The sequence below is a fragment of the Labilithrix luteola genome (assembly GCF_001263205.1).
GTDB lineage: Bacteria > Myxococcota_A > Polyangia > Polyangiales > Polyangiaceae > Labilithrix > Labilithrix luteola.
In genome coordinates, this window is record NZ_CP012333.1 from 10,612,079 (window position 1) to 10,637,605 (window position 25,527).

Annotated in this window: 24 protein-coding genes and 1 pseudogene; 19 read left to right on the top strand and 6 right to left on the bottom strand. The window is 67.3% G+C overall.

Features of this window, described 5'->3' with window-relative positions; genetic code table 11:
• The first annotated feature begins 1 nt into the window (after position 1).
• The gene (locus tag AKJ09_RS45830; protein WP_240488850.1) at positions 2 to 640 is read left to right on the top strand and encodes a YceI family protein; all 639 of its coding nucleotides are present in this window, start codon (positions 2 to 4) and stop codon (positions 638 to 640) included.
• A 72-nt stretch (positions 641 to 712) separates the two neighbouring features.
• On the opposite strand, the gene AKJ09_RS45835 is transcribed toward AKJ09_RS45830, so the two are convergent.
• A complete protein-coding gene (locus AKJ09_RS45835) occupies positions 713 to 1,189 on the bottom strand; it encodes an MmcQ/YjbR family DNA-binding protein (protein ID WP_146654174.1) in 477 nt (158 codons plus the stop codon).
• 179 nt (positions 1,190 to 1,368) lie between these two features.
• On the opposite strand from AKJ09_RS45835, the pseudogene AKJ09_RS45840 reads away from it, so the two are divergent.
• The 3 genes and pseudogenes from AKJ09_RS45840 to AKJ09_RS45850 form a co-directional block, all read left to right on the top strand.
• A pseudogene (locus AKJ09_RS45840) lies at positions 1,369 to 1,965 on the top strand (DNA-3-methyladenine glycosylase I); the annotation flags it as partial.
• Positions 1,966 to 1,979: 14 nt separating this feature from the next.
• Entirely contained in the window at positions 1,980 to 2,462 is a 483-nt protein-coding gene (locus AKJ09_RS45845; RefSeq protein ID WP_146654176.1) for a peptidase T, read from the top strand.
• Between the two features lie 9 nt (positions 2,463 to 2,471).
• Complete coding sequence (locus AKJ09_RS45850; protein WP_146654177.1) at positions 2,472 to 3,584, top strand: sterol desaturase family protein; 1,113 nt, start codon at positions 2,472 to 2,474, stop codon at positions 3,582 to 3,584.
• A gap of 13 nt (positions 3,585 to 3,597) precedes the next feature.
• Here AKJ09_RS45850 and AKJ09_RS45855 read toward each other — a convergent pair whose 3' ends face one another.
• Together AKJ09_RS45855 and AKJ09_RS45860 are read right to left on the bottom strand one after the other, a co-directional pair.
• The gene (locus tag AKJ09_RS45855; protein ID WP_146654178.1) at positions 3,598 to 4,527 is read right to left on the bottom strand and encodes a LysR family transcriptional regulator; all 930 of its coding nucleotides are present in this window, start codon (positions 4,525 to 4,527) and stop codon (positions 3,598 to 3,600) included.
• A 9-nt stretch (positions 4,528 to 4,536) separates the two neighbouring features.
• Positions 4,537 to 5,214 (bottom strand): hypothetical protein, encoded by a 678-nt coding sequence (locus AKJ09_RS45860; RefSeq protein WP_146654179.1) that lies wholly within the window; start codon positions 5,212 to 5,214, stop codon positions 4,537 to 4,539.
• A gap of 587 nt (positions 5,215 to 5,801) precedes the next feature.
• Between AKJ09_RS45860 and AKJ09_RS45865 the strand changes: the two genes are divergently transcribed.
• The 8 genes from AKJ09_RS45865 to AKJ09_RS45900 all read left to right on the top strand — a co-directional run bounded on the left by AKJ09_RS45865 (position 5,802) and on the right by AKJ09_RS45900 (position 15,818).
• On the top strand, positions 5,802 to 7,133 hold the full coding sequence (locus AKJ09_RS45865; protein WP_169928438.1) for a sigma-70 family RNA polymerase sigma factor: 1,332 nt from the start codon (positions 5,802 to 5,804) through the stop codon (positions 7,131 to 7,133).
• A 27-nt stretch (positions 7,134 to 7,160) separates the two neighbouring features.
• Entirely contained in the window at positions 7,161 to 8,090 is a 930-nt protein-coding gene (locus AKJ09_RS45870; protein ID WP_146654181.1) for a thioredoxin family protein, read from the top strand.
• A 107-nt stretch (positions 8,091 to 8,197) separates the two neighbouring features.
• Positions 8,198 to 9,574 carry a cytochrome ubiquinol oxidase subunit I gene (locus tag AKJ09_RS45875; RefSeq protein ID WP_146654182.1) on the top strand — a complete coding sequence of 459 codons (1,377 nt, stop codon included), beginning with the start codon at positions 8,198 to 8,200 and terminating at the stop codon, positions 9,572 to 9,574.
• A 3-nt stretch (positions 9,575 to 9,577) separates the two neighbouring features.
• A complete protein-coding gene (gene cydB / locus AKJ09_RS45880; protein ID WP_146654183.1) occupies positions 9,578 to 10,621 on the top strand; it encodes a cytochrome d ubiquinol oxidase subunit II in 1,044 nt (347 codons plus the stop codon).
• 98 nt (positions 10,622 to 10,719) lie between these two features.
• Positions 10,720 to 12,129, top strand: a complete 1,410-nt coding sequence (locus AKJ09_RS45885; protein ID WP_146654184.1) for a TolC family protein — start codon at positions 10,720 to 10,722, stop codon at positions 12,127 to 12,129.
• The gene (locus AKJ09_RS45890) at positions 12,126 to 13,418 is read left to right on the top strand and encodes a multicopper oxidase family protein (protein WP_146654185.1); all 1,293 of its coding nucleotides are present in this window, start codon (positions 12,126 to 12,128) and stop codon (positions 13,416 to 13,418) included. Before AKJ09_RS45885 ends, AKJ09_RS45890 begins: the two co-directional genes overlap by 4 nt.
• Before the next feature lie 84 nt (positions 13,419 to 13,502).
• Positions 13,503 to 14,162 (top strand): protein-L-isoaspartate(D-aspartate) O-methyltransferase, encoded by a 660-nt coding sequence (locus tag AKJ09_RS45895; RefSeq protein ID WP_146654186.1) that lies wholly within the window; start codon positions 13,503 to 13,505, stop codon positions 14,160 to 14,162.
• Positions 14,163 to 14,255: 93 nt separating this feature from the next.
• Entirely contained in the window at positions 14,256 to 15,818 is a 1,563-nt protein-coding gene (locus AKJ09_RS45900; RefSeq protein ID WP_146654187.1) for a DUF3943 domain-containing protein, read from the top strand.
• Positions 15,819 to 15,820: 2 nt separating this feature from the next.
• Here AKJ09_RS45900 and AKJ09_RS45905 read toward each other — a convergent pair whose 3' ends face one another.
• Positions 15,821 to 16,573, bottom strand: coding sequence for an ATP-binding protein (locus tag AKJ09_RS45905; protein ID WP_146654188.1), 753 nt, complete (start codon positions 16,571 to 16,573; stop codon positions 15,821 to 15,823).
• A 57-nt stretch (positions 16,574 to 16,630) separates the two neighbouring features.
• Here AKJ09_RS45905 and AKJ09_RS45910 point away from each other — a divergent pair, with 57 nt between their 5' ends.
• Entirely contained in the window at positions 16,631 to 18,094 is a 1,464-nt protein-coding gene (locus AKJ09_RS45910) for a hypothetical protein (protein ID WP_146654189.1), read from the top strand.
• A 6-nt stretch (positions 18,095 to 18,100) separates the two neighbouring features.
• Here the strand turns inward: AKJ09_RS45910 and AKJ09_RS45915 are convergent, their stop codons facing one another.
• Entirely contained in the window at positions 18,101 to 18,451 is a 351-nt protein-coding gene (locus tag AKJ09_RS45915; protein ID WP_169928440.1) for a DUF2304 domain-containing protein, read from the bottom strand.
• The gene (locus AKJ09_RS45920) at positions 18,448 to 19,200 is read right to left on the bottom strand and encodes a glycosyltransferase family 2 protein (protein WP_169928441.1); all 753 of its coding nucleotides are present in this window, start codon (positions 19,198 to 19,200) and stop codon (positions 18,448 to 18,450) included. Before AKJ09_RS45920 ends, AKJ09_RS45915 begins: the two co-directional genes overlap by 4 nt.
• Before the next feature lie 78 nt (positions 19,201 to 19,278).
• On the opposite strand from AKJ09_RS45920, the gene AKJ09_RS45925 reads away from it, so the two are divergent.
• The 6 genes from AKJ09_RS45925 (at position 19,279) to AKJ09_RS45950 (ending at position 25,524) form a co-directional block, all read left to right on the top strand.
• Entirely contained in the window at positions 19,279 to 20,136 is an 858-nt protein-coding gene (locus AKJ09_RS45925) for an aminotransferase class IV (RefSeq protein WP_169928442.1), read from the top strand.
• A complete protein-coding gene (gene pabB / locus AKJ09_RS45930) occupies positions 20,133 to 21,659 on the top strand; it encodes an aminodeoxychorismate synthase component I (protein WP_169928443.1) in 1,527 nt (508 codons plus the stop codon). Before AKJ09_RS45925 ends, pabB begins: the two co-directional genes overlap by 4 nt.
• Positions 21,656 to 22,246: an anthranilate synthase component II gene (locus tag AKJ09_RS45935; protein WP_146654194.1), complete on the top strand. Its 591-nt coding sequence runs from the start codon at positions 21,656 to 21,658 to the stop codon at positions 22,244 to 22,246. The genes pabB and AKJ09_RS45935 overlap by 4 nt, the downstream gene beginning before the upstream one ends.
• Positions 22,247 to 22,301: 55 nt before the next feature.
• Entirely contained in the window at positions 22,302 to 22,781 is a 480-nt protein-coding gene (locus tag AKJ09_RS45940; protein ID WP_146654195.1) for a dihydrolipoyllysine-residue succinyltransferase component of 2-oxoglutarate dehydrogenase complex, read from the top strand.
• A gap of 119 nt (positions 22,782 to 22,900) precedes the next feature.
• Entirely contained in the window at positions 22,901 to 23,194 is a 294-nt protein-coding gene (locus tag AKJ09_RS45945) for a hypothetical protein (RefSeq protein WP_146654196.1), read from the top strand.
• Between the two features lie 104 nt (positions 23,195 to 23,298).
• Positions 23,299 to 25,524 carry a S41 family peptidase gene (locus AKJ09_RS45950; RefSeq protein WP_146654197.1) on the top strand — a complete coding sequence of 742 codons (2,226 nt, stop codon included), beginning with the start codon at positions 23,299 to 23,301 and terminating at the stop codon, positions 25,522 to 25,524.
• Positions 25,525 to 25,527 lie beyond the last annotated feature (3 nt).

Below are 25,527 nucleotides of genomic sequence, written 5' to 3' on the forward strand. Positions count from 1 at the left end.
GATGAATCGTATGTTCTTTGCTCTCGCCGCTCTCTCCATCGTCGCCACGGGTTGCGACGACCCGGCGAAGGGCAAGGCGAAGGCGACCACGACCGAAGCGGTCGGTAGCGCCGCCGCGCCGGTCACCGCCGCCAGCGCGACGACCGCGGATTACAAGTTCGACAACAACGGCTCCAAAATCACGTGGACCGGCTCGAAGGTCACGGGCAAGCACGACGGCGGCTTCGGTGACTTCAAGGGCACCGTCCACCTCGTCGACGGCGCGCCCGAGAAGAGCAGCGTCAAGGTCGAGATCGACGCGGCGTCGATCAACAGCGATCAGGAGAAGCTCACGGGCCACCTCAAGTCGCCCGACTTCTTCGACGTCGCCAAGTTCACCAAGGTCGACTTCACCTCGACGGAAGTGAAGAAGGGCGGCGAGAAGGGCGCGACCCACACGATCACCGGCAACCTCTCGCTCCACGGCGTGACCAAGGCGATCACCTTCCCCGCGACCATCAAGGTCGAAGGCGACCAGGTGTCGGTCGAGTCGGAGTTCGCGGTCAACCGCAAGGACTTCGGTATCAACTACCCCGGCAAGCAGGACGACCTCATCCGCGACGACGTCCTCGTGAAGCTCTCGGTCCACGCGAAGAAGTAGTTCGCCGAGATCGGAGCCACGATCACGCCGCCCGATGCCACGCGCATCGAGGCGGCGTGCTCGTTTTGTGGCTCAGGACTTCTTCGCGGCCTTCTTCTTCGTGGGCGCAGCCGTCTTCGCGGACGAAGCCTTGGCGCTGGTCTTCTTCGTCGTCTTCTTCGCGCCGGCCTTCTTCGCGCTGGCCTTCGCACGGCCGCCATCGAGCTGCTTCTGGAGCTTGGCGGGCAGCTTCGCCTTGATGAGCTCGTACGAGTCGCGAAGGAGCGCCATCGCCTCCTTCTCGGGAAGGACGCTCGGATCCTTGACGCTGATCCAGTGAAAGCGCGCCGCATATTTCGACGGCTCGATTCCGTCGATGCTCGTCACCGCGACGAAGTCGTCCTCGGCCACCTTGCAGCCGAACTTCGCGTCCTTCCCATTCTTGTCGAAAGCGGCAAACATCTTGCCGCCGATCGAGAACACGAGGTCTGCCCCCCACTTCACGTCTTCGGTCGAGTGTGGGAGCGAACGGCAGAACGCGAGAAGCGCCGAACGGCGAGCAGCGGCCATGCGCTAGAGGTAGCAGCTCTCGAATACGCACGGCTGGTCGAAAGGAATACGAGGCAGCGATGGCGGCACGAAAGGCGACACGAAAAGCGACACGAAAAGCGACACGAAAACAGGGCCCGGCGACGAAGGCCCCCACGAAGGCAGCTCCGAAAGCCAAGGCGGCCGATACCACACGACCGCGGTGCGGCTGGGCGGGAAGCGATCCGCTCATGGTCGCGTACCACGACGAGGAGTGGGGCCGGCCTGCGCACGACGACGTCCATCTCTTCGAGATGCTCACGCTCGAAGGGGCGCAAGCGGGCCTTTCCTGGAGCACGATTCTCAACAAGCGCGAAGGCTATCGGCGCGCGTTCGCCGGCTTCGATCCGCGCAAGGTGGCGAAGTTCGGCCCTCGTGACGTGGAGCGCCTCATGGGCGACCCCGGCATCGTGCGTAATCGCCTCAAGATCGAGTCGACCATCGACAACGCGAAGGCGGTGCTGGAGCTCCAGCGCGACGTGGGGTCGCTCGACGCGTTTCTCTGGTCCTTCGTCGGAGGTCGCCCGCTCGCCGGAGGGCGCAAGACGATGCGCGACGTCCCGGCCAAGACCCCCGAGTCGGATGCGATGAGCAAGGCGCTCAAGAAGCGTGGCTTTCGCTTCGTCGGCTCGACCATTTGCTACGCCCTCATGCAGGCGTGCGGCCTCGTGGACGATCACCTCGCGACGTGCTTCCGCGCAGGAAAGCGGAGCCCGGCCAAGAAGACCGGCGCCAAGAAGCGAAGCGCGACCGTGTGAGCTATGCTGAACGCATGATCGTCGCCGTCGCCTTTGCCGCCTTCGTGGTCGCCTTAGCCCTCGCCAGGTTCGTGCGCTCGCGCAAGAGCACGACGAGCGAAGAGGCGAAGGATTCGACGCCCGCCCTCGATGGGTGGATCGCCTCCGTTCTCGAGGACGAGCTCGCCGAGACGGCCCTCGGCATCAAGAACGCGACGAGCGATGAACGAAAGAAGCTCACGCGCTCGCTGCGAGGCGAGCCGGACCCGGACGTCGTCGGGCGCATCGAAGACGCGGTGCGCACCGTCGAGCTCGAATTCATCCGCTACGCGCACGAGCAAGATGCCGAAGTCGCGCTCCGCGTCCGCTACGAAAACGGCAAGGACGCGCCGGCCAAGACCAAACGCGTGAGCTGGACGGAGGTTCCCGAGGCCGTTCGCGCGGACTTCGAGCGACGCGGCAGCACGCACGTCTTCCGGACGTGGGTGTTTCCGTGGGCTCGCGTGCGCGCGCTATGACTCGATCGCGTGCACTATGATCCGATAGCCCTCGCCGTCCCGCTGTTCTTCGTCGCCATCGCGGTCGAGCTCGCGGTGGCGAAGAAGCGAGGGGTCGTGGTCTATCGTTTCGCCGACGCGCTCACCAACCTGAGCTGCGGGATCACGCAGCAGGTGATGCTCCTCGCCTACGCGGCGCTGCAGCTCGCCGTCTATGCCTGGGTCTACGAGCACGCGCGCTTCCTCTCGTGGGACACGCCCTGGATCGGCTGGGCGCTCGCGTTCTTGGGCGTCGACTTCCTCTATTACTGGTGGCATCGCCTCAGTCACGAGGTGAACGTGCTTTGGGCCGCGCACGTCGTCCACCACCAGAGCGAGGACTACAACCTGGCCGTCGCGTTGCGGCAAGCCGTGCTCACGAGCTGGACGGAGCTCCCCTTCTATCTGCCCCTCGCCTTGCTGGGCGTGCCCACGATCGCGTTCGCGACGATGCACGCACTCTCGACGCTCTATCAGTTCTGGATCCACACGCAGCTCGTCGGGAAGGTCCGCGGACCGTTCGATCGGGTGCTGAACCTGCCGAGCCACCATCGCGTCCATCACGCGATCAATGCGCGCTACCTCGACAAGAACTACGGCGCGACGCTCATCGTGTGGGATCGCCTCTTCGGAACCTACGAGGAAGAGACGGAGACGCCCGTCTACGGCATCACCCATCCGCTCGCGAGCTTCTCGCCCATGTGGGCGCAGGTTCACTACTGGGTGGAGCTCGCGCGCATGACCAAGCAGGCGCGGCGCCCGGTCGACAAGGTGCGCCTCTGGTTCGCCTCGCCCGCCTTCGTCCCCGAAGGCGTGGAGCCGGCGCCGATCGAGGCGTCGCATCCGAAGTACGATCGCGAGGTCTCGCGCCCGCTCGCGATCTACGTCGGCGCGCAATACGCGCTCGTCCTCGTCACCACGTTCTCCCTGCTCATGTGGCATCGAGCGATTCCCACCATCCCGCTCGTGCTCCTGTCGGTCGCGGTGCTCGGTGCGCTCGTGGCCGTCGGCGGATTCTTCGAACGACGCAAGTGGGCCACGGCCGTCGAAGGCGGACGATGGCTGGTCGCCGCCGCGGCCCTCGCGCTCTGGGCGCGTGGATGAGGAACTTGGGGCGCTAGCCGTTCCGGCGGGCGAGTTCGGCGGCCTCGCATTGCTTCGAGACCTTCGCTAGCTCGCCGGCGGCGAACTCGCGGAACACGGAGACGCGCTGGGGAACGTAGCGGGCCGAGGGATAGGCCATGTGGAGGATGCCGCCCTCGCTCGCCCACTCGGGGAGCACGCGAACCATCACGCCGCTTGCCTCCTCGCGGCCGCAGAGAAACTGAGGAAGGCGGGCGATGCCGGCGCCGGACAGGACGGCCTTTCGGACGAAGGAGAGATCGTCGGCACTGATCGCGCCCACGACGGACACTTCGCGCTTCTCGCCCGCCGGATTGACGATCCGCCAGAGCTCCTTGCCCTGCGTCGGGCGGAAGAGCACGCAATCGTGGTTGGCGAGATCGTCCACGTCTTTCGGCTTGCCGCGACGCGCGACGTACTTGCGCGAGGCATAGAGCGCCGAGTCGAGCTGACCGACTCGCCGGGCAATCAGCGAAGAGTCGCGGAGCGGCCCCACGCGCACGGCGAGGTCGAAGCCTTCGGCGACCATGTCGACGACGCGCCCGGTGAGCACCAGATCGATGTGGATGGCCGGATGTTTGCGCACGAATCGCGCGACGACCGGCGCGAGGACGGCCGCACCGAGGTCGACGGGAGCCGTCACACGCACGGTGCCGCGTAGCTCGGCCTGCATGTCGGCCGCGGCGACGGTAGCCTCGTCGATGTCCGTCAGTGCGCGAGAGACGCGGTCGTAGAAGGCCGCGCCCGCGTCGGTGAGGTGGAGCTTCCGCGTGGTGCGGTGGAGGAGGCGAATCCCGAGATCTTGCTCGAGTTGCGCGACGCTCCTGCTGACCGACGACTTCGGCAGTCCGAGGGCCCGCGCGGCGCCGGTGAAGCTGCCGTCGGCGACGACGCGGACGAAGGCCGAAACGCGGTTCAGATCCATGGGAGGGCCTCAGCCGTGGCTGAGGATGGTCATCGTGACGAGGCCGACGAACCCGAGCAGGATCACCGCCACGAGGAGACGCGTGATGATGCGCTTACGGCGATTGCCGTCGAACCCATCGTAGTCGACCGGCGCGCGCGCGATCGCCGCGAGATCGATCTCGTCGCTCCGGCGCTGCGCCGTCATCACGAGACCGTAGCTCGTCACGACGGGCGGGCTCGACGCCGAGACCGACACCGGAATGGACGCGGTCTTTGCCGGGGGCGGAGCGCTGACGTGCTTCGGGGCCGAAGCAGCGGCCACAACGGGGGCTGCGGCGGCAGCGGCAGCCACCGGAACGGGGGGCGGCGCGGCAGCAGGCTTCACCTTCGCGGCGGTGTCGAGTTGAGCTTCGAGATCCTTCTGGCGCGCAACCACCGGCGTCATCGCCTCGGTCACCGCCGCACGCACGATCGTCCAGACCTCTTCGCGCATCGCCGTGGAGAGCGACGCGTTCGTGGCAGCCTGAACGGCCTGCGCAGCCGCAGCCGATGCCACGGCGGCGACCGTGGGAGCAGCCGGCGTGGGCTCGCCCTTGGTCGGCAAGGCCGGCGCGACCTTCGCGGGCGGCGCCGCTGCGGGCTCGTCCTTGGTTTCGATGACCTCCCAATCGCTCGACGACGGCGCAAGACCGGGTTCGGTCGGCATGCGCGGGCGGGGCGAAATGGGAGCATTTGCACCGGTGTTCCCCGCGGGCGCAGGTACCGCGACCGCCGGAGGACGAGGTGAATGCACACCTGCAGCAGGTGCGCGAGGAGCTCCCGCGGGCGTCACTGCCCGAGGGGTGGAAGGAGCCTGCGGCCGCACGGGGGCGGCAGCGGCGTTCGTAGTGGTCGCCGTGCGGCGAGCCACGCCGGGACGTGCATCACGCGAATCGCTCACGCCCCCAGAGTCTCCCATTGTCGCGCCGGAAGCTACGACGGATTGCGCCACCCACGCACGAGGCTCGCCGCCTTTGGCACCTCGCACGTGCGTCTGCTCCGCGACCCTACCTCCTGGCATGGAGCATCGAAGGAAGGACTTGACTGCCGGGAGCCCCACCTTCCGCGCTCGTACCGACCGGCTCGAGCGCTGACCAGGCTTGCGGTTCGAAGGCGTGCGCCGAAGTCATGCTCGCGCTCGCGAGGCCCGCGTTTCAGGTTGAAATCGTGCGGCGGAACGAGACACGGCGCGCGCAATGCTTACTGTCTAGTGTCCGGTGCGGTCGCTCGATTGGCCGCCCTCAATGCCCTCCCATGAACATCACCGCCCCGCATGCAGGCACGACGACAACGGCTGAGCCCAAGCCGACGAAGACGCGTGCACCCCGTGTAGCGCGTGGTCGGGGGCGTCTCGAAACCGAAAACCGCGGCCGCGTCACGCGCCCGCGACGCACGGCTCCCGAGCGCCACGAGCAGCGCGTCGATCTCGACGGGATGTACCTCACCGAGATGGCTGCGAGCACGGTGCTCGGCACCGAGCAGGAAACCGAGCTCGCCCGGAACATCGCCAACGCCGAGAAAGCCATTCTCGACGCCCTCTCCCGCGCTCCGGCCGGGATTCAGGCCCTCAAGCGCCTCGGTAACGAGGTAGCGAGCGGGTCCGTCGACATCCGTGACGTCCTCCTGAACCCCGATCAGGACGGGCTCGATCTCGTCGCCGTTCGCGAGCGCGTCCAGAACCTGCTCGCGACCGCCGACACCAAGGACGATTCCGCGCGCGCAGCCCTCGTCGACGCCTTGGCGGACATCCGCCTCGATGGGGAGATTATCGAGGGCGTGGTCGGCGCCATCCGCGCAGCCGCCGAGCTCGAAGGCGACGGACCGGACGCCGCAGCGCTCGGCGTCATCGAGCGCGCGCGTCGCGATCTCAAGCGCAACAAGGAGCGCTTCGTCGTAGGCAACCTGCGCCTCGTCGTGCTCTTTGCGCGCAAATACCTCAACCGCGGCGTTCCGCTCCTGGACCTCATTCAGGAGGGCAACCTCGGACTCATGCGCGCGGCGGACAAATTCGACCACCGTCGAGGCTTCCGCTTCAGCACCTACGCGGCGTGGTGGATCAAGCAAGCTCTTCAGCGAGCCCTGCTCGATCGAACGCTCCGCCTGCCCGTGCACGTCGCCGACGATCGGCGTCGCGTCGGAAAGGTGCGCGCCGCGTTCCAGGCGCAGCACCTTCGCGAGCCTACGGCCGACGAGATCTCGAACCTCTCGGGCCTCGCACGCGAGCGTGTTCTGAACATCCTGTCCCTCCCCGCCCAGCCCGCGAGCCTCGACACCCCGATGGGTGAAGACGGCGACGCGAGCCTCGGGGACATCGTCGCCTCCCCCGTTGCTCCGCCGGATCATACCGTTGCGCAGCGCGCGCTCAGCTTCCAGCTGGCGGGCATGCTCGACGCGCTCACACCTCGCGAGCAGCAGGTCGTGCGGATGCGCTTCGGCATCGGAGGCACGCGCGAGCACACGCTCGAAGAGGTCGGTCGCGCGCTGTCGCTCACGCGCGAACGAATCCGTCAGATCGAGCGTGCCGCACTCGACAAGCTCCGCGCCCGTTCGGAACGCGTGCAGCTTCGCAGCTACCTCGACACCTGAGCTCGCTCGCAGCTACAACCGGGCTGCATGCGATTCTGCGGCAGGCTTCTCTTCGTCACCTGTCTCGCGACAGGGCCGGTGACGGGAGTCGCTTGCCAGCCGCAGGCACCGAAGGCGGTCGTCCCGTTCGTCGAAAATGACTTTGCTCGGGCCCTCGCCGAAGCAAAGGCGACGGGAAGGCCGCTCTTCGTCGAGGTGGGAACCGCGTGGTGTCCCCCCTGCCAGCAGCTCGCACGCGAGGTCTTCCCCGATCCGGCGCTCGCCACGCTGCGCGATGCCTTCGTATGGCTCTCCATCGATGCCGATGCGTCGTCGAACGAGCCCTTCCTCGCGCGCTTCCCGGCTCGTGGTTTTCCCACGCTCTACGTCATCGAGCCCGCGAGCGAGAAGGTCGTCGTGACCGAGGCGGGAGGAACGACGACGAGCATGCTCCGGGTGATGCTCCTTGCGAGCCAGAAGGCCATCGCCATGGCGAGGACCAACCCAAAGGACGACGCCACGGCGGCCGAACGATGGTCGAGCGCGCTCGACGCAGCGTCGCAGGACGCCCCCGGCCTGGACCTTCGCATCGCGTTCGATCGGCGGCGTCTCCTGGCATACGCGGCGCTCGGCGCCGTCGAACGCATCCTTCCGTCGCTGGAACGAAGCGAACACGACCTCCCGACCAGCGCCGACCCTCCCATGCTGATCGCCTACGTCGATTGGAAGCTCGGAAGGCTCGACGACGCGCGTGGAGCGCTCGCGCGCGCAAAGATGCGCCTCGCCGGAGAGCCCGCTCAGAGAACGCTCGACGTCTACTTGCTGGAAGCCGACGTCGCGCGGGCGGCGGGCGACGTTCGAGGGGAACGCGCCGCGCTCGTCGAAGGCCTTGCCCGAACGAAGGGCGCTCCCCTCTCGAAGGCAGAAGACGCGTCCCGCAACAAGTTGCGCCTGCGCTTGAGTTCGCTGCCGCCCTGAACGGCGGCACACGCGACAAGTCCCGTGACAACTCGCGTGACGATGCGCGAAACGACTCCGCAGCCGCTTGTCGAGGCGCCGAGTCGACTCCATCGTGGCCGCCCATCATGGGCAGCGTTGGTTGGAGCCGGCTCCAGTTCGGTTTCACGATCACCTATCACTATTTGTTTCCACAGCTCACGATGGGACTGGCCCTCCTCATCGTGGTTTTCAAGGCGCTCGCGCTCCGTACGAAGAAGCCGGAGTACGACGATCTCGCGCGATTCTGGGCTCGCATCTTCGGCATCAACTTCGCGGTCGGCGTCGTCACGGGCATCCCCATGGAGTTCCAGTTCGGCACGAACTGGGCGCGATTCTCCAATTTCTCCGGCGGCGTGATCGGCCTGACGCTCGCGATGGAGGGCATGTTCGCCTTCTTCGCCGAGTCCGCCTTTCTCGGCCTCTTTCTCTTCGGGGAGAAGCGGATCGGGCCGCGCGCGCACTTCGTCTCCGCGTTCATGATCTTCGTGGGGTCGTGGCTCTCCGGCTACTTCATCGTGGCCACGAACGCGTTCATGCAGCACCCCGCGGGGCACACGCTCGACGAGAGCGGAAGGCTCGTGCTGTCCGACGTCTTCGCGTTCCTCTTCAACCCGTGGGCGCTCTGGCAATACGCCCACACGATGAGCGCGGCGGTCATTACGAGCGCCTTCGTGGTGTGCGCGGTGGCGGCCTACTGGACGCTCATGCACCGGCACGAGCGGCATGCCCGGACGGCACTGCGCGTCGGCATCGTTGCCGGACTCATTGCATGCGTAATGCAAATTTTCCCCACGGGTGATCAGCACGGCAAGATGGTGGCCGCACACCAGCCGGCCGCGCTCGCCGCGATGGAGGGCAAGTTCGAGACGAGCACGCACGCGGAGCTCGCCATCATCGGCCAGCCCAACATCGAAGAGCGGCGGCTCGAGAACCCCATCGTCGTACCGCACATCCTGAGCTTTCTCGCCTACGGCTCCTTCGGCGCACAGGTCAAAGGGCTCGACGACATCCCGCACGACGAGTGGCCCGACAACATCGAGCTCCTCTACTACGCGTACCACGTGATGGTGGGCCTAGGGACCTTGCTCGTGGCCATCATGGGGATCGCTGCGCTCCTGCTCTACAAAGACCGTCTGATGCGCACGCGCCCGGTCCTCTGGGTGCTGATGCTCTCCTTTCCCTTCCCGTACATCGCCACGACGGCAGGCTGGATGACCGCCGAGCTCGGACGGCAACCGTGGCTCGTCTACGGTCTCATGCGCACGGTGCATGGGAGCTCGCCGCGCGTGAGCTCCGGCAGCGTGGCCTTCACGACAATCGGGTACATGGGCCTGTACACGCTACTGAGCGTGCTCTTCGTGTTTCTCGTCGGACGCGCGGTCGCGCGAGGCCCAGAACACCACGGCCCAGAACACCAGGGGGAGAACGACGCCGAGCACGAGCCCAAGCCGCAGGAGGCATGAGCCATGCAAGCGACCTGGTACTTCCTCCTTGCGCTCATGCTCGTCACCTACGCGGTGCTCGACGGCTTCGACTTCGGCGCCGGCATCGTGCACCTCTTCGTGGCCAAGACGGACGAGGAGCGCAGGCACGTTCTCGCCGCCATCGGCCCCGTGTGGGACGGCAACGAGGTATGGCTCATCGCCTCGGGCGGCGTGCTCGTCTTCTCGTTCCCTCGCGCGTACGCCGCGGCGTTCAGCGGCCTGTACCTTCCGCTGATGATGGTGCTCTGGCTGCTCGTCCTGCGCGGCCTCTCCATCGAGTTCCGCTCGAAGCTCGAGCATCCCCTCTGGCGCGCCGGCATGGACGCGGTGTTCACGTTCGCCTCGAGCGTCATGGCGATCGTACTCGGCGTCGCCCTCGGCAACGTGCTGCGTGGCGTACCGCTCGATGACAGCGGCTATTTCCAGTCCGATCTCTTCACCGACTTCGATCCTCGGGGCCCGCATTTCGGAGCGATCGACCTCTACACGGCGCTCGTCGGGCTCTTCGCGTTCGTCACGCTCGCGGCGCACGGCGCGACGTTCCTCGTCTGGAAGACGACCGGCGAGGTCCGCGACCGAAGTGCGCGGCTCGCGCGCCCGTTGTGGATCGTGGCCGTGGTGCTCGCCGTGTTCGTGACGGTCGCGACCGCGCTGACGCACGCCGATCACCTCGCCCACCTCGGCGCGCGGCCGTGGCTCTGGCCGTTGCCCCTCGTGGCCCTCGCCGCCGCGTTCTTCTGTCGTCACGCGCTCGCCCGCGGAGACGAGGGGCATGCGTTCCTCGCTTCGAGCGCGTTCGTTGCGTCGCTACTCGTCGCGACCGCGGGCACGCTCTTCCCGACCATCCTCCGCTCGACGGTCGCCCCGGACTTCACGCTCGACGCCTACAACGCGTCCTCACCACGTGCGACGCTTGCCCTCGGTCTCTTCGTCTGGGTTCCGGCGATCACCCTGGCGGTGGGCTATTTCGGCTACCTCTACCGTTCGTTCCATGGGAAGGTGCAGCGCGGCGACCACCACTACTGAGTGGGGTCTCCGCGAAGTCCGATCGCGCCTCCGATCGCGCGCGGCAACCGAGCGGTCTAACGCTTCCACCGAAGGCGAGTCACATAAGGTGGTGCTCGATGCACTTCGGCCTCCACCGCCCGCGGAAGGCACTCGCGACGGTCGCCGCCCTTCTCCTCCTGTCGGGATGCGCCTCCACCTCGCCGTCCGGCGCGTTCGGCGACGTACGAACCGACGTCGCCAAACGTAGCGGCCACGATCTGCGGTGGGACCGCAACACCGCCGAAGACGAAGAGGCGCGCCGCGCGATCGATGGTCTCTTCGCCAAAGAGCTCACCGTCGACGCGGCCGTGCAGATCGCGCTGCTCGCGAGCCCGCATGTGCGAACCAAGCTCGAGGACCTCTCGATCGCGCAGGCCGACCTGGTTCAGGCCGGGCTCCTCAAAAACCCCGTCTTCTCGATCGGTCAAACGGCCTGGGAGAGCGAGCACATCGATCCGAACGTGTTCGTTTCCATCGAGCAGGACTTCCTCGACATCGTCACGATGCCGGCGCGGAAGAAGATCGCGAAGGCGGAGCTCGAAGCGACCCGGCTCGACGTGGGCGACGCGGTCCTCGAGCTCGCCGCCGAGGTTCGCACGGCCTTCTTCAACGCGCAGGCCGCCAGCCAGGTCGTGGCGATGCGAAGGCTCGTGGCCGAAGCTGCCGAGACGTCCGCCGAGATCGCCAAACGGCAGCACGACGCCGGCAACATGAACGACCTGTCGCTCGCCACCGAGCAAGCGCTCGCCGCCGAGACCGGGCTCGAACGCGCACGGGCCGAGGCCGAGGCCGCCGTCGCTCGCGAGGAGCTCAACAAGCGGATGGGTGCGTGGGGTCCGCGTACGAACTGGATCATATCCCAGAAGCTCCCCGAGCTGCCTCCCGTCGAACCACCGCTCGAGAGCCTGGAATCTCGGGCGATCGCCGATCGACTCGACATCGAAGCGGCGCGCCGTCAGGTGCAAGCGCTCGACTCCGCCGTGAGCCTGGCCAAGGCCACGCGCTGGACAGGCAGCATCACCGTGGGCCTCCAAGCGGGGCGCTTACGCAACTCGAAGCATCTGTCGTTCGGTCCGAGCGTCTCGGTCGAAGTGCCCCTCTTCGATCAGCGGCAAGCGGCCATCGCGCGGCTCGAAGCCATGCGACGGCAAGCCGACAATCATCTCCAGGAGCTCGCGATCGACGTTCGCGCCGACGTCCGCTCCGCCCGGGCTCGCGTGCAGACAGCACGCACCATCGTCGAGACGTACGCGAAGGTCGTGGTCCCACTGCGCGAGCGCATCGTCGCGCTCTCCCAACTGCATTACGACGCCATGTTGCTCGGCGTTTATCAGCTCATCGCCGCCAAGCAGTCCGAGTTCGACGCCTACCGGACCTACATCGACGCGCTGCGCGACTACTGGCTCGCACGGAGCGACTTGGAGCGCGCCATCGGCAGCCGCCTCGAGCCCGTGCGCCCCGCGGCTGCAGTCAAGGAGACGCCATGATTCGCTTCGTCGCCCTCGTCTTGTTCGTCCTGCTCACATTCGGTTCGCGGCTCGCATCGGCGCAGGCACCGGGCCACAGGCTCCCCTACGTCCCGGTGGTGACGCCGAACGGCTCCACGCTCCCCTTCACCATGAAAGACGGCGTGAAGGAGTTCCATCTGATCGCCGAGCCCGTGAAGCGCGAGTTCGCCCCGGGCATGATCGTCAACGCGTGGGGCTACAACGGCTCGACGCCCGGGCCGACCATCGAAGCGATCGAAGGCGATCGCGTGCGCATCTTCGTCACGAACAAGCTTCCGGAGCGCACGAGCGTCCACTGGCACGGCATCCTTTTGCCCAACGGCATGGATGGCGTCGCGGGCCTCAATCAGCCGCACATCGAGCCGAACCAGACGTACGTCTACGAGTTCACGCTCAAGCAAAACGGCGTCTTCATGTACCACCCGCACTCGGACGAGATGGTGCAGATGGCGCTCGGGATGATGGGCTTCTTCGTCATCCACCCGCGCGTCCCCGAAGTCCCCAAGGTCGACCGACACTTCCTGGTGATGCTGGGCGAGTGGTTCGTCGAGCCGGGCACGGGCACGCCGAACCCGAACATCATGACCGACTTCAACCTCTTCACCTTCAACAGCCGCGTGTGGCCCGGCACCGACCCGTGGGTGGTGAAGAAGGGCGAGCGCGTACGCTTCTCTTTCGGCAACCTGTCGATGGACAGCCACCCCATCCACGTCCACGGCTACCGCTTCAACGAGGTCGGCACCGACGGCGGCCCCGTACCGAAGTCCGCGCAGCGGCCGGAATCGACGGTCAACGTGCCCGTCGGCTCCACGCGCACCGTCGAGCTCGTCGCCAACGTCGAAGGCGACTGGGCATTCCACTGCCACAAGTCGCACCACACGATGAACGCGATGAACCACGACGTGCCAAACATGGTCGGCGTGAAGCAACCACCGGCGCTCGAGGAACGCGTGCGAGCCATCCTCCCCGGCTACATGGCCATGGGCGAAACCGGTATGGCCAACATGATGGAGATGGGGCGCCCCAAGAACACGCTGCCGATGATGACGGGCGAAGGTCCGTTCGGGCCCATCGAGATGGGCGGCATGTTCAGCGTGCTCAAAGTCCGAGCCGGGATCACGTCCTACGCCGATCCGGGGTGGTACAAGAATCCGCCCGGCACGGTGGCTCACGAGGCACTGGCGAGCGAGGTACCTCACAACGCCGCGGGACACGGCGGAAAAGGCGGACAAAACGGGCAAGGCGGACCTGCGAAGCCGCCCCCCTGAGCTCGCGTTCGCGCGATCCTCGCGAAACCACGTCCCGGACGTCCTAAGATCGGAGTGGCGCGCGACTTGCGAGGCAACCTGGACATGACCGACTCGGACGACTTCATGCAGACCATGGAGCTGCGCGAGCACCTCGTGCGTGAGGTCGCCCGTGAGGTCGAGGACGGCCGTGTGCTCGCCGCGCTCCGTGCGGTCCCGCGACATCGTTTCGTGCCCGAGCACACGTTCGATGCAGCCTACACAGATCGTCCGCTACCGATCGGCTTCGGCGCCACCATTTCGCAGCCGACGGTCGTGGGCATGATGAGCGAAGCGCTCGAGCTGGATGGCACCGAGCGCATTCTCGAGATCGGAACGGGCTCGGGCTATCAGACGGCGGTCCTCTCGCTGCTCGCGGCCGAGGTCGACACGATCGAGGTCATCCCGGAGCTCGCCGGTCGCGCACGGAAGATCCTCTCCGACATCCATTGCCGGAACGTGCACGTGCACGTCGGCGACGGGTGGAAGGGCCTTCCGGAGCGCGCTCCGTTCGATCGAATCGTCGTGACCGCCGCCCCTGACCATCTGCCCGAGGAGCTCGTCGACGAGCTCGCCGAAGGCGGTTTGCTCGTCGTTCCGGTCGGCCCGCAGACGCGCGATCAACGTCTCGAACGACATCGCAAGTTGCGCGGGGAGCTCGTTCGCGAAGACCTCGGCGCCGTGCGCTTCGTCCCGATGGTGCACACGCGCGCTCACGTCCGCTGATCACGCCGCGTCCGCACGCCTCTCCGCCGGCGCGATCGCAGTCCGGTGGCGCACCGTCTGCAACGTGCTCCACGTGGGCGCGCCACCACGTGGATGAAGCTCTTACGTCTCGTCCGGGCCGGCCTCGCTGGCACCGCGCTGGCCCTCGTCGCCCTCGCGGAAGGCCCGGCACGCGCCGAGCCCGAGCCATCGAAAGCGCCCGCGCCCACCGACGACACGCGTGATCCGGCGTTTCGCTACGTCGGCGGAACGCCCCCCGCGAACGTTCTGCGCACTGCGATCGAGCAAGGCATCATCCTCGGCGTCGGCTACCTCCAATACGTGCTCGACAAGAACTCGAACTCGGGGGACTTCGATCTCGGCGTGAGCTGGTCGACCCTCCGCGACAAGTTCCTGTTCAAGGACGTCTCGTTCGACGACAACCGCTTCGACACGAACTGGGTCCTTCACCCGTTCGCAGGCTGGGCCTACTACTCCGCGGCGCGCGGAAACCGTCTCGGCATCCTGCCGTCGTTCGCCTTCGCCTTCGTCTCCTCGGCCTTCTGGGAATTCATCGGCGAGTTCCGCGAGCAGGCCGCCATCAACGATCTCGTCGTGACGCCCATGTCCGGCATGGCCATCGGCGAGAGCACGACGCAGCTCGGCGCGTTTCTCCAGCGGAGCCGCAAGACACCGGCGACGTTCGTCTTCGGCTGGCTGTTCGGTCCGTTCAAGGCCCTGCACGACACCCTCGACGGCCTGACGCCCGAACCTCCTGAAGGCTACGACGACCTCGGCTTCCCGAACGACGTGTGGCACCGCTTCTACCTCGGCGCCGACGCCGGCGTGACGAAGCAGGCCCAGGGCCTTCTCCAAACCGATGGTCGCGTGCTCGGCTACACGCGACTCTCGACGCTTCCGCACTACGGGGCCGAGGGAGCCGCTTCACTCTGGTTCCATTCGGGCGAGATGTCCGCGATGGCCATCCGCGCCGCGACGGGCGGCGGTGAGCTCGTCGACTTCAACCTGGCCACGAGTTTCATTGCCGCGGGCCACTACGCGCAGAACGTCGGTCTCGACGGGCGCGGGCGCCTGCGCGGAAGCGGCACCGTCGCCGGGCTGCACTTCGGCTTCGAGTATGGCTACCACGACTACGATCGCGATCGGCGTCTGCCGGCCGACCACATCGCGCTCGTCTCCGCGGGGCCGACCTTCGAGCATTCCCTCTACGGACATGGCGTGACGCTACGCGTGCGAGCCGACAGCCTCGCGACGTTCGGCGGTGTCCATGCCTACGCGCTGACTCCATACGAGCGTGCTTACGGCACCACCGGGCTCACGTCGGTCCTGGCGCGCGAGGGCTACTACCACGCGCTCGGCGTCACCTTGCGTCCGGTGGTCGAAGTCGAAGCCGGCCCGATCGACGCGGGAGGCGACGTGCGCGCCGACTGGTTCGAAGGAATTACCGGCGCCGACCGCGAGGCGCCCGTCACGGCGGAGGACACGCCCGCCAGCGACGTTCGACTGACGACATGCGCGTGGCTCGGCGTCACCCCGATCCGTCACGTTCGACTGGGCATCTCGACCGAGTACAATGCCCGTTCGGGACGGGTTGGACCGGCCAGCGCCTCACGCAGCGAGTTCGGCGTGTATGGAGGCGCCGGCGTTCGGTTCTAGTCCTAGAGCGGGAGCGCGACCATGAAGCGGCTGCCTGCACCCGGCATGGATTCCGCCCAGATCCGCCCGTGATGCGCGTCGATGATCGCCTTGGCAATGGCAAGGCCGAGGCCCGCGCCCTTGTAGGCCACGTCTTTCGCACGCCAGTAGCGGTCGAAGACGTACGGAAGGTCGGCGTCGGCGATGCCGGGACCGTTGTCGATGATCTCGACGACGACTTCCCCCTTGCCGACAGCCGCGTGCACCGTAATGGTGCCGCCCTTCTCCGTGACGTTGAACGCGTTGACGAGCAGATTCGCGAGCACCTGCGAGATGCGGTCACGATCGCACGCCACCGGCGGCATGTCGTCGATGGCGACGCGAACGTCGATGTTGCGCTCACGGGCCAGCACCGACGCGGCCGCGGCGGACTGCGCGACGATCTCGGCGAAGTCCTCGGTCTCGAGGCGCAAGATGAAGCGACCGTTCTGGAGGTCGGCCATCTCGGCGAGGTCCTCGGTGAGGCGGAGAATCCGGTCGGCGCAGCGCCGAATGACGTCGAAGGCTTCGCGAATGCCACCCTCGACGTGGACTCCTCGAAGCGATTCGATCGACATCACAATGGAGCTCACCGGTGACCGGAGCTCATGCGCGATGACGGCGAGGAGCTCGTCACGCGCGGGATTTTCGGCTTCCCCCCCTCGCGTCCGCGCCACTCGACGAATTTTTCTTCTCCCATATCGGTCGAAGGCTCTACACGATTCGCGCGGGGGCACATCCCCCTAGGGGGGAAGGACCGCTGTTTCCGACCCGGCCAAACAGAAAAATCTCCAATGCTTATCAAGGTCGAGCTCGACGCCGGCTCCACGCCCCACCCGGGTAGCACCACGTCCCGAATGCGGTGGGCGGCCCGCATGGTCTTCCGGATGGTGGCGATTGGCCTGGCGATCGCCATCGTCGTCGCCGCCTGCCACGACGTCTCCAAGGCGTGGGACGTGTGGATGTACCACCTGCCTTTCGCCGGCCGAATCGCCGGTCTCGTCGATCCCGAGGTCTACGTCTTCAGCGTCGCCAACCGACAGCGATTCGAGGGCTTTCCTCTTCTGGCCGAGGCCCTGCAGGGTCTCGCCTGGCGGCTCACCGGCCGGCCGGAATGCGCGAACCTGGTCTCGGTCGCCGGCCTCGGGCTTCTCGTCCTCTTCTTGAAGCGACGCTTCGCAGTCCCGGCATCGCTTTCGCTGCTCGCCTTCCTGGCCATTCCGCTGGTCCAGATCCACGTCACCGCGGCGTACGTGGACCTGCCGGCCAATGCCTGCGCGACGCTCCTCGCGCTCGTCACGTACCAAGCGCTCGTTTCGACGGCGCCGCCTTCTCCGCGCCAGCTCGCCCTTGCCGCCGTTCTTGCCACGGCGACGGCCAACATGAAGTTCCAGCTCGTGCCCGTGGTCCTCGGCTGCGCGGTCGTGCAGCTCGTTCGATCGCTTCGCTCGGAAGACCGCCGGCTCGCGCGCCTCGGCGTGATTGCGCTCGCGCTGCCCTTCGTGTTCGCCACGCCGATCAAGAACGTGATCGTCCACGGCAACCCGGTCTGGCCCGTCGAAATCCACATTCCAGGCTTCCACGTGCCGTTCGCCGAGACGGCCTACGCGTCGAGCCCGCGATGGCTCGAGCACGTCCCGCGGCCGGTGCGCTTCGCATGCTCGGTGCTCGAAGTTGGCGCGCGTCCGATCACCGAAGGCCATCGGTGGTCCATCGACCAGTGGACTCCGCCGGACGAGCCCGGTTATCGCATGGGCGGCTTTTTCGGAGCGTTCGTGCTCGTGAATCTCGTAGCGCTCGCCGTCGCCGTCGCTCGCCGACGTTCACGCGAGAACGTCGTGGCCGCGGCGTTCTTCGCCGGGCTCACCGCGCTCGTGAGCATGCTCCCTCAATCCCACGAGCTTCGTTACTACCTCGTGTGGATGCTCACCCTCGTGTCGCTGAACCTCGTCGTATGGTCGCGCGAGCGGCCGCTGGCCGTGGGCACCGCCTGCGCCGCGGCGCTGGCGGTGGTCGCCTACTCGACGGGCGGAACGTACCTCGTTCCTTCGGGGGATTCGTTCGCCACGGTGCTCTCCACGCACGTCGATCGCGCGCGTCTCGACGCCATCGCGCCGGGCGAACGCGTATGCATCGATCGACAGCCCTGGACCTTCCTGTGGTCTCCGCAATTCCACGCGCGGCCCTCCTACGTGGTGCAGGAAGCCGAAGACCCCTCGGACTGCCGCGGCGTCCGCTCCCTCGACGATTCGCGCTAGAGCGCTCTATAGCGTGGGGCGTTTGCCGACTTCGCGTGCGTTCATCAGCGAAACGGCCCGCACGAGCTCGGTCATCCGCTGCTCGTCTTCGTGACGACGCCGGCGGGAGAGCAGCGACTCACGAACGAGCCAGATAACGAGCGGATAGAGCACGAAGTCGACGCCGCGACCGATGCCGACCGCGCGCGCCAAACGTCGCGCGATCTCGGGGCACACGATCAACGCACCGCCCACCGCGAACGCCAGCGCCTGGAGAACGAGCAGACGGCGGTTCTTGAGCGTCGTGAAATCGTGGAGCAGAAGCGCCGCCAGCAGACCGACGAGCGCAACGGCGGCGGGGGTAATCTCGAGGGTCAAGAGCCCTTCCCGAAGAGAAAGCCCTGGAAGAGATCGACGACGATCGCGACGGCGCCCGAGGCCTTCTGGCCTTTCGCGAGCGATTCGTCGGTGTAGCGGACGGCCACCGGTACCTCGACGAGGCGAAGCCGCTCGGCTTCACGCCCCGCGGAGCTCGCAAGAGAAATCCTGCGCGTGATTTCCGTCGCGTGCGCCATTCGATTCTGACGAAGCTGCATGCGACCGATGGCTCGCGGGCTGAACGCGCGCAGGCCGTTGTGCGCGTCGGACAGCGTGAGCCCCGTCGTCAGTCGCTCGAAGAGGCGCGCGAGCGTGAGGAGGACGCGACGCGAAGAAGGGACGTCGGAACCTCCTGCAAATCGGTTCCCGAGCGCGACGTCGACGCCACGCGTGACGGCAAGGGCGAGCGCTTGCACGTCTTGTGGACGATGCTGACCGTCGGAGTCCATCGTCACGTAGGCGTCGAACGCGCCCTCTTCGGAGGCGAACCGAGGGTCGAGCGCGAGACGACGGGCCGTTTCGATGGCGGCCCCCTGCCCGAGGTTGACCTCGTGCCGCGCAAGAACCACGCGAAGCGCGTGCGAGGCCGGGACCACGTCGTCCGAGATGGGCGGGACGCTGCCGTCGTCGACGAGGAACACGCACACGGTCACGCCGACCTCCGCGCGCAGGTGCTCGGCGAGCTCGGCGAGCGTCCGCACGAGCCGCTGCTCCTCGTTGTACGCGGGCATGAGAACCGCGATCCGCACGGCCCGCATGCTAGTCGCGCCCGTCTTCCGACACCAGGCTTGCGCGCGCCCGCCGGCCTTGCCATACCTCCGCGCGCCGTGGCCGTCGTCTACCTGGGAGATCGTTTTCTGCCGGCCGAGCTCGCCCAGGTTCCGGTCACGGATCCGGGCTATCTGCTTGGCGACGGCGTTTTCGCCACCCTCCGCGGTTACGACGGCGCGTGCTTCCGGCCGGAGAGGCACCTTGCGGCCCTCGTGCGGGGCGCGGAGGCCCTCGGTCTTCCCCTCCCCATGCCCGCTGCCGTGATGGCCGAAATTGCCGACGAAGCCGCGCGCCGGACCGGTGAAGCGATCGCCTACGTCCGCGTCACCCTCGCTCGAGGCAGCCAGGACCGACCTTCGGTTCTCTCCCTCCTGGCACGCGCCTACGACGTTCCCACCGACGATCAGTACGAACGCGGGATCCCGACGACAGTCGTGGGGCCGCGCCGCATCCCCCCCGAGTGTTTCGCGCCAGGCTTCAAGAGCACGAGCTACGCGGCTCAGCTCGTGGCCCGTCGGGAAGCGAACGCGCGAGGCGCGAGCGAAGGCATCCAGCTCGCGATCGACGGAGCGCTCGCGTGCGGGACGATGTCGAACCTCTTCGTCGTCCGCGGCCGCGAGCTCGTCACGCCGCCTCTCGCCACGGGGTGTCGAGAAGGCATCACCCGGGGCGCGGTGCTCGAGCTGGCAGAACAGGCCGGCCTCGTCGCGCGCGAGGGCCGCCTCGAACCGAACGATCTCTTCGAAGCGGACGAAGCCTTCTTCACCAGCACGCGCGTCGAATGTCTCGGCATCGCGAGCGTCGACGGCCGACCGATCGGCAACCTGGCGAATGCACGTTCTACCCGGGCCCTGAGAAAGGCACTTCGCGAGCTCGCCTTGCGCGAGACCTCCTCGCGGAGGGCATCCCCATGAGCACGACGATTCACCTGCTCGAAGAGATCGAGCTCGCGCACCGCTTCGACGCGTATCGCGATGCGTTTCCCGCCGGCCGGGGCACGTTTCTGCTCGACGGCGCAGGTGCCGGAGAACACCTCGCGGGCTTCGCACTGCTCGGCAGCGATCCCATCGCGTCGTTCCGCGCCTCGCGCACGACCGATCGACGACGCGACGGAGGCCTCAAAGCGCGCGTCACGCTCGCCGAGGGCGGACGCAGCTTCACGCTCGCCGTCGACGATGCGCTCGAAGCGCTCCGCATGGCGCTCGCCAAGCACGCCATCGACCCCTCCGAGTACGTCGCGAGGCCGCTTCCGCTGCTCGCCGGCGCCGTCGGCTACGTCAGCTACGAAGTCGGACAGATGATCGAGCGCCTGCCTTGCCTCGCTCGACCGTCACTGGGAATGCCCGACATCGCCTTCGGCTTCCACGACTGGATCCTCGGCCTTTGCCATCGCACCGGGAGGACATGGCTGTCGGTCGTCGGGCGCGGCGCTTCGTCGAGCGAAGCGCGCCAGAATGCCGAACGACGACGGGACGACGTGCTCGCGAGCATCGCGAATTTCGAAGCGCGCGGCCTCGCACGCCCCCAGGCGAGCGAAGCCAAAGGCAGCGTCGCCCCCTCCCAGCTGAGGCCGCTCCTCTCGCGCGACGCGTATCTCGCGAGAATCCACGAGGCGAAGGAGCACATCGCAGCCGGCGACACCTTCGAGATCTGTCTCACGCAGCCGTTCGAAGCGACGGCCGATCGAGAACGCGACGCTCCCCGTGTCTGGCGCATTCTCCGCGAGAAGAATCCAGCACCGTTCGCGGCGTTCCTCGACTTCCCCGAAGGCGCGGTCGTCTCGTCGTCGCCCGAACGCTTCGTGCGTCTCGACGCCGGCCGCGTGGCGGAGAGCCGTCCGATCAAAGGCACGCGCCCGCGCGGGAGCTCTCCGGCCGACGACGCCCGACTCATCGCAGAGTTGGCCTCCTCCACGAAGGACCGCGCCGAGAATGCGATGATCGTCGATCTCGTCCGCAACGATCTCGGCAAGATCTGCCGGTACGGATCGGTCACGGTGCCCGAGCTGTACGCCGTGGAGAGCTATGCGACCGTCCACCAGATGGTCTCGACCATCCGTGGCGAGCTCGACGCACGACGTGACGCCGTCGACGTACTCCGCGCATGCTTCCCGCCCGGGTCGATGACGGGCGCGCCGAAGATCGAGGCCATGAGCATCCTCGAGCGCCTCGAGATCGCCGAGCGCGGCGTCTACTCCGGTGGCCTCGGCTTTTTCGACTTCTCCGGCACGTTGGACCTCAGTGTCGTCATCCGCACCGCGGTGTTCCGCGAAGGCCGTGCGCAAGTCCACGTCGGCGGCGCCATCGTCGACGATTCGGAGCCGAACGCCGAATACGAGGAAACGCTGCAGAAGGTGCGGGCGCTCGCCTCCGCGTTCCGCGAGCTCGAACGGCTCGAGACCTCTGCGCTGGTACCCGCCGCCGAGGTGCACGCGTGACGACGCTCGTCATCGACAACTACGACTCCTTCACCTGGAACCTCGTCCAGCTCGTAGGTTCGCTCGGCGAACGGCCGGTCGTCGTGCGCAACGATGCAGTGACGCTCGCGGAGATCCGGCAGCTCGCGCCGCGCCAGATCATCCTCTCGCCCGGGCCTGGGCACCCCGAGGATCCTGCGCGCACGGGAGTCTGCGGAGCAGTCGTGCACGAGCTCGGCCCCACGGTGCCGATTCTCGGCGTCTGCCTCGGTCATCAGCTCGTCGTGCACGCTTTCGGCGGTCGCGTCGTTCGCGCCGCGAGAGTGATGCACGGAAAAACGAGCACCATCCGGCACAACGGCAAAGGGCTCTTTGCGTCGCTCTCCCCCACGTTCGAAGCGATGCGCTACCACTCGCTGGTCGCCGAGCCGGTGTCGATTCCGCAGTGCCTCGAGGTCACGGCTTCGTGCGACGACGGCACGGTGATGGCGGTCCAGCACCGCTCGCATCCGGTCTTCGGGGTGCAGTTCCATCCTGAATCGATCGGTACGCCGGAGGGCCTCCGCCTCCTAGGGGCGTTTCTCGCGACTCTCGCGACCAGCGCGTAAGAAGGATCGTGGCCACGCGCTCCGCGGAGTGAGGTACGTTCGACCGGTCACACGCATGAGCTCGCGACAGCCATTCCTCTCGATCGTTTCCCCCGTTTCTCCCGCGCCGCGACTCGGCCTCGCCACGGTGTTGGTGGGTGCCGTCGTCGTTGCTTGCGGCGGAGCTCCCGAAGCGACCGCGCCTTCCTCTTATGGTCGGCCCGAGACCACCGAGCCGGCCACGATCGCGGAGGCGCAGGACCAGATCGCCCACGCCGCGGAAGAGCTCCGGGCACCAGGGGCCGCGCAGCCCTCCGCGCCTCCCGCGGACCACACGGGGGTGTCGAGCGATTCGGCCATCCGCGAGCCAAGCGCCGCGCCACGCGCCGAGGCAAAGAGCGAGTCGGCGTGTGCGAGTCAATGTCGGGCGCTCGCCTCGATGCGACGCGCCGTGACCGCGCTCTGTCGGATGACGGGCGCCGACGATGCGCGCTGCAAAGACGCGACGCGGACGCTCACGACGAGCGAGCAGCGCGTGTCGGCGTGTTCCTGCTGACGGCTTCGCGCGCGTGAACGAACGGCTTCACCTGGCCGCCCACGATTCACGTTCGACCTGGAAAGCAGGGCGAACGCGCATCATCCGAACGAGCACGCACCTTGCTCGGAGCGACGCCGATGAAGCTTCTCTCGAACGCCCTTCGGTGGAAGAGGTTGTGCGCCTGCACCGTCCTCGCCCTCGCGTCCGTCGCGTGCGGCGCGTCCTCGACGCCACGTGCTCGCGTCGCCTCCGATCTCGGATGCACGGCCGACGAAACCGCCGTGCACAAGCTCGGCAACGGACGATGGCGCGTCGTCGGATGCGGGCGGACGGCGGTCTACCTCTGCACGACGCCCGTGCGTGACTGCTGGCGCGAGGGCGACGTGCACCCCGTCGCCGTCGCAAGTCCGTCTCCGCCGCCAATTCCGTAACGAGTCGCGTCGGTCTACGCACGGTGAGGGCGCAAAGCCCCACGATCCCGCGCATTTCGCGGTGAGTTAGCGCGTGCATGACTCTTGCTGTGCGGGCGCGTCACATGAAGCGACTTGGCGTTGCCTCCGGCTTCCTCGTGCTGTTCGCTGTCCTCGCTCGACCCGGCGTTGCCGACGCGGCAGCCACCTTCGATCCTTCGGTCTCCGGCCTGCGTCTGGCCCGCGACGCCGACGCCCTCATGACGTACGACTTCGAGACCGGTGACGGCCTCGTCGGCGCATCGCTCGTCGCGTGGGACAAGTCGGGCGGCGGGCCGCGCGCGATGAAAACGAAGGTGATCACGTCCGGCGCGGACGTTGCCGACCTGCTCACGGCGGGTGGCGACGACGCCGTCGAGGGCGCTCATGCGATTCGCCTCACCAACGGCCAAGGCTTCGCGCTGACCGATCCGAACCTCCTGGCGCGCCTCAAAGACGGCCGCTTCGAGGTGACCGTCTGGGTACGAAGTGACGGAACGCTTCCGCAGTTCCAGGTCGTCTACGGGAAGGATCCGGCGACCGCGCTCGCCGGCTACCAGCAGTTCGCGTCGGTGCGTGGTATTCGTACGGGTCGCGAAACCAGCGACGGTTGGGCCGAGTATACGACGGGGCCCGTCGATGGCTCGGTCTGGACCATTCCGGTCGTCGCCATCACGGTGGCCCCTTCCTTCTCCGCGTCCGCGACCGACAGCTTCCTGGTCGACGCGTTCGAGGTGCGCAAGGTCGACGGCTCGCCGACGGCGAAGATGGCCTGCACGCAGCAGAACGTGGACGCGGTCTGCGGTGCGGAGGGCGAGTGCTTCTTCGGCCACTGCGTGCCCTCGAGCGTCACGTGGGGCGTCCTCCCCTCCCTCAAGCAACGCCGTGACATCGCCGAGCGCTGGATCACGTTCGCGACCCGCATCATCGGCGACCGCAACGCGATGCGAAACGGCGTCGAGATCTTCACGCCTGGCGCGCGTGCGCTGGCGGAGTCGGCCGCGTCGTCGCGTCAGTTCTTTGGCGGCATGAACCGCCTCGTCAACCTGCTGCGCGACAACCACACGTCGTTCGGCTTCCCGGCGAGCTACTTCACCAACTTCTCCCCGCAGGTCACCTACGAGACGTCGAGCACACTCGGCGCTTGCTTCGGTGTCGTCGAAAAGGACCTGCTCGGCGGGGGCCTCGGCTTCGCGGTGTTCGACTCGGTCGAAAATCCGCTCACCGGAACGCCGCTCAAGCGCGGCGACGTGATCATCGCCATCGACGGACGCGACCCGAAGGCCTGGATCGACGACGTCTGGCCGTACAACGCCACGGCCTTCCCGAACGATCCACGCTCCGATTGGGGCCCGGTCGCCAACAGCTTGTCGCGGCTCATGGCCATGCGCGCCAGCAACGTCACGATCGCCCGCTGCGCATCGTCGAAGAGCTGCGCCGACGGCGAGCGCGAGACGATGACCATCGACCTCGCCAGCGTTCTCTACAAGGGCGTCGTCGAGGGCGTGCCCGACGGAATCAGCCAGTCGCTCTACTGCACGCCTCGCTTCAGCGAGACCGTGGCCAACGGCTGCGGTCCGGACGGCTCCGGCGAAGATCCCATCTGCACCGGCCCCGGCACGGTCGGTGAGACGCGCATCCAGTTCGACGGCTTCGTTGGCCAGAACAAGTGGAAGACGTCCTTCACCACCATCTTCTCGGCCTCTCCGACGGCCGTGATGATGGACGCCCGCTCGGGTCACGGCGGCTACTACGACGCGCTCGAGCACCTCTACAACTTGCTCCGCGGGACCAGCGAGCCGGCAGGCGTCATGTCGCTCGGCCGCGGGACGTTCGACATGACCGACCCGACGTGGCTCTTCACGAGACTCGGCGGCTGCACGGAGCAGACGGCCAGCAACCAGTGGGAGTGCTACCAGGGCAACGGCGTCGGCTTCTTCTCGACGGTCGCCGCTCCGCCGGGCGAGAAGACGCGCATCGCGTGGCTGAACACGTCCGACGTGTCGGCCAACGATTTCATGCCGAGACTCCTCAAGGGCCGCTCGAGGGTGCAGATCTTCGGTCCGCATCCGACGAGCGGCGCGTTCGGAGCCATCACGTCGCTTCCGTCGCTCTGGACGGGCTGGGCCGGGGGCAGCTTGCAGGTCCAAGACTCGCGCTTCGCCGGCGATCTCGAGGGCGCCGAGGCCGCCCGTTGGGAGAGTGGTCACGGCGTCGAGCCGGACGTCGTCGTCGCGCAGAAGCTCTCCGACGCCATCTCGGGCGTCGACACCATCGTCCAGACCGCCACGGCGTGGCTCGCGCCCCAGTGAAGG

Excerpts from the sequence above, each read along its gene's own strand:
- AKJ09_RS45830 (WP_240488850.1), top strand. The coding sequence starts at position 2 with ATGAATCGTATGTTCTTTGCTCTCGCCGCTCTCTCCATCGTCGCCACG.
- AKJ09_RS45835 (WP_146654174.1), bottom strand. The coding sequence starts at position 1,189 with ATGGCCGCTGCTCGCCGTTCGGCGCTTCTCGCGTTCTGCCGTTCGCTC.
- AKJ09_RS45845 (WP_146654176.1), top strand. The coding sequence starts at position 1,980 with ATGATCGTCGCCGTCGCCTTTGCCGCCTTCGTGGTCGCCTTAGCCCTC.
- AKJ09_RS45855 (WP_146654178.1), bottom strand. The coding sequence starts at position 4,527 with ATGGATCTGAACCGCGTTTCGGCCTTCGTCCGCGTCGTCGCCGACGGC.
- AKJ09_RS45860 (WP_146654179.1), bottom strand. The coding sequence starts at position 5,214 with ATGCCGACCGAACCCGGTCTTGCGCCGTCGTCGAGCGATTGGGAGGTC.
- AKJ09_RS45865 (WP_169928438.1), top strand. The coding sequence starts at position 5,802 with ATGAACATCACCGCCCCGCATGCAGGCACGACGACAACGGCTGAGCCC.
- AKJ09_RS45870 (WP_146654181.1), top strand. The coding sequence starts at position 7,161 with ATGCGATTCTGCGGCAGGCTTCTCTTCGTCACCTGTCTCGCGACAGGG.
- AKJ09_RS45875 (WP_146654182.1), top strand. The coding sequence starts at position 8,198 with ATGGGCAGCGTTGGTTGGAGCCGGCTCCAGTTCGGTTTCACGATCACC.
- cydB (WP_146654183.1), top strand. The coding sequence starts at position 9,578 with ATGCAAGCGACCTGGTACTTCCTCCTTGCGCTCATGCTCGTCACCTAC.
- AKJ09_RS45885 (WP_146654184.1), top strand. The coding sequence starts at position 10,720 with ATGCACTTCGGCCTCCACCGCCCGCGGAAGGCACTCGCGACGGTCGCC.
- AKJ09_RS45890 (WP_146654185.1), top strand. The coding sequence starts at position 12,126 with ATGATTCGCTTCGTCGCCCTCGTCTTGTTCGTCCTGCTCACATTCGGT.
- AKJ09_RS45895 (WP_146654186.1), top strand. The coding sequence starts at position 13,503 with ATGACCGACTCGGACGACTTCATGCAGACCATGGAGCTGCGCGAGCAC.
- AKJ09_RS45900 (WP_146654187.1), top strand. The coding sequence starts at position 14,256 with ATGAAGCTCTTACGTCTCGTCCGGGCCGGCCTCGCTGGCACCGCGCTG.
- AKJ09_RS45910 (WP_146654189.1), top strand. The coding sequence starts at position 16,631 with ATGCTTATCAAGGTCGAGCTCGACGCCGGCTCCACGCCCCACCCGGGT.
- pabB (WP_169928443.1), top strand. The coding sequence starts at position 20,133 with ATGAGCACGACGATTCACCTGCTCGAAGAGATCGAGCTCGCGCACCGC.
- AKJ09_RS45940 (WP_146654195.1), top strand. The coding sequence starts at position 22,302 with ATGAGCTCGCGACAGCCATTCCTCTCGATCGTTTCCCCCGTTTCTCCC.
- AKJ09_RS45945 (WP_146654196.1), top strand. The coding sequence starts at position 22,901 with ATGAAGCTTCTCTCGAACGCCCTTCGGTGGAAGAGGTTGTGCGCCTGC.
- AKJ09_RS45950 (WP_146654197.1), top strand. The coding sequence starts at position 23,299 with ATGAAGCGACTTGGCGTTGCCTCCGGCTTCCTCGTGCTGTTCGCTGTC.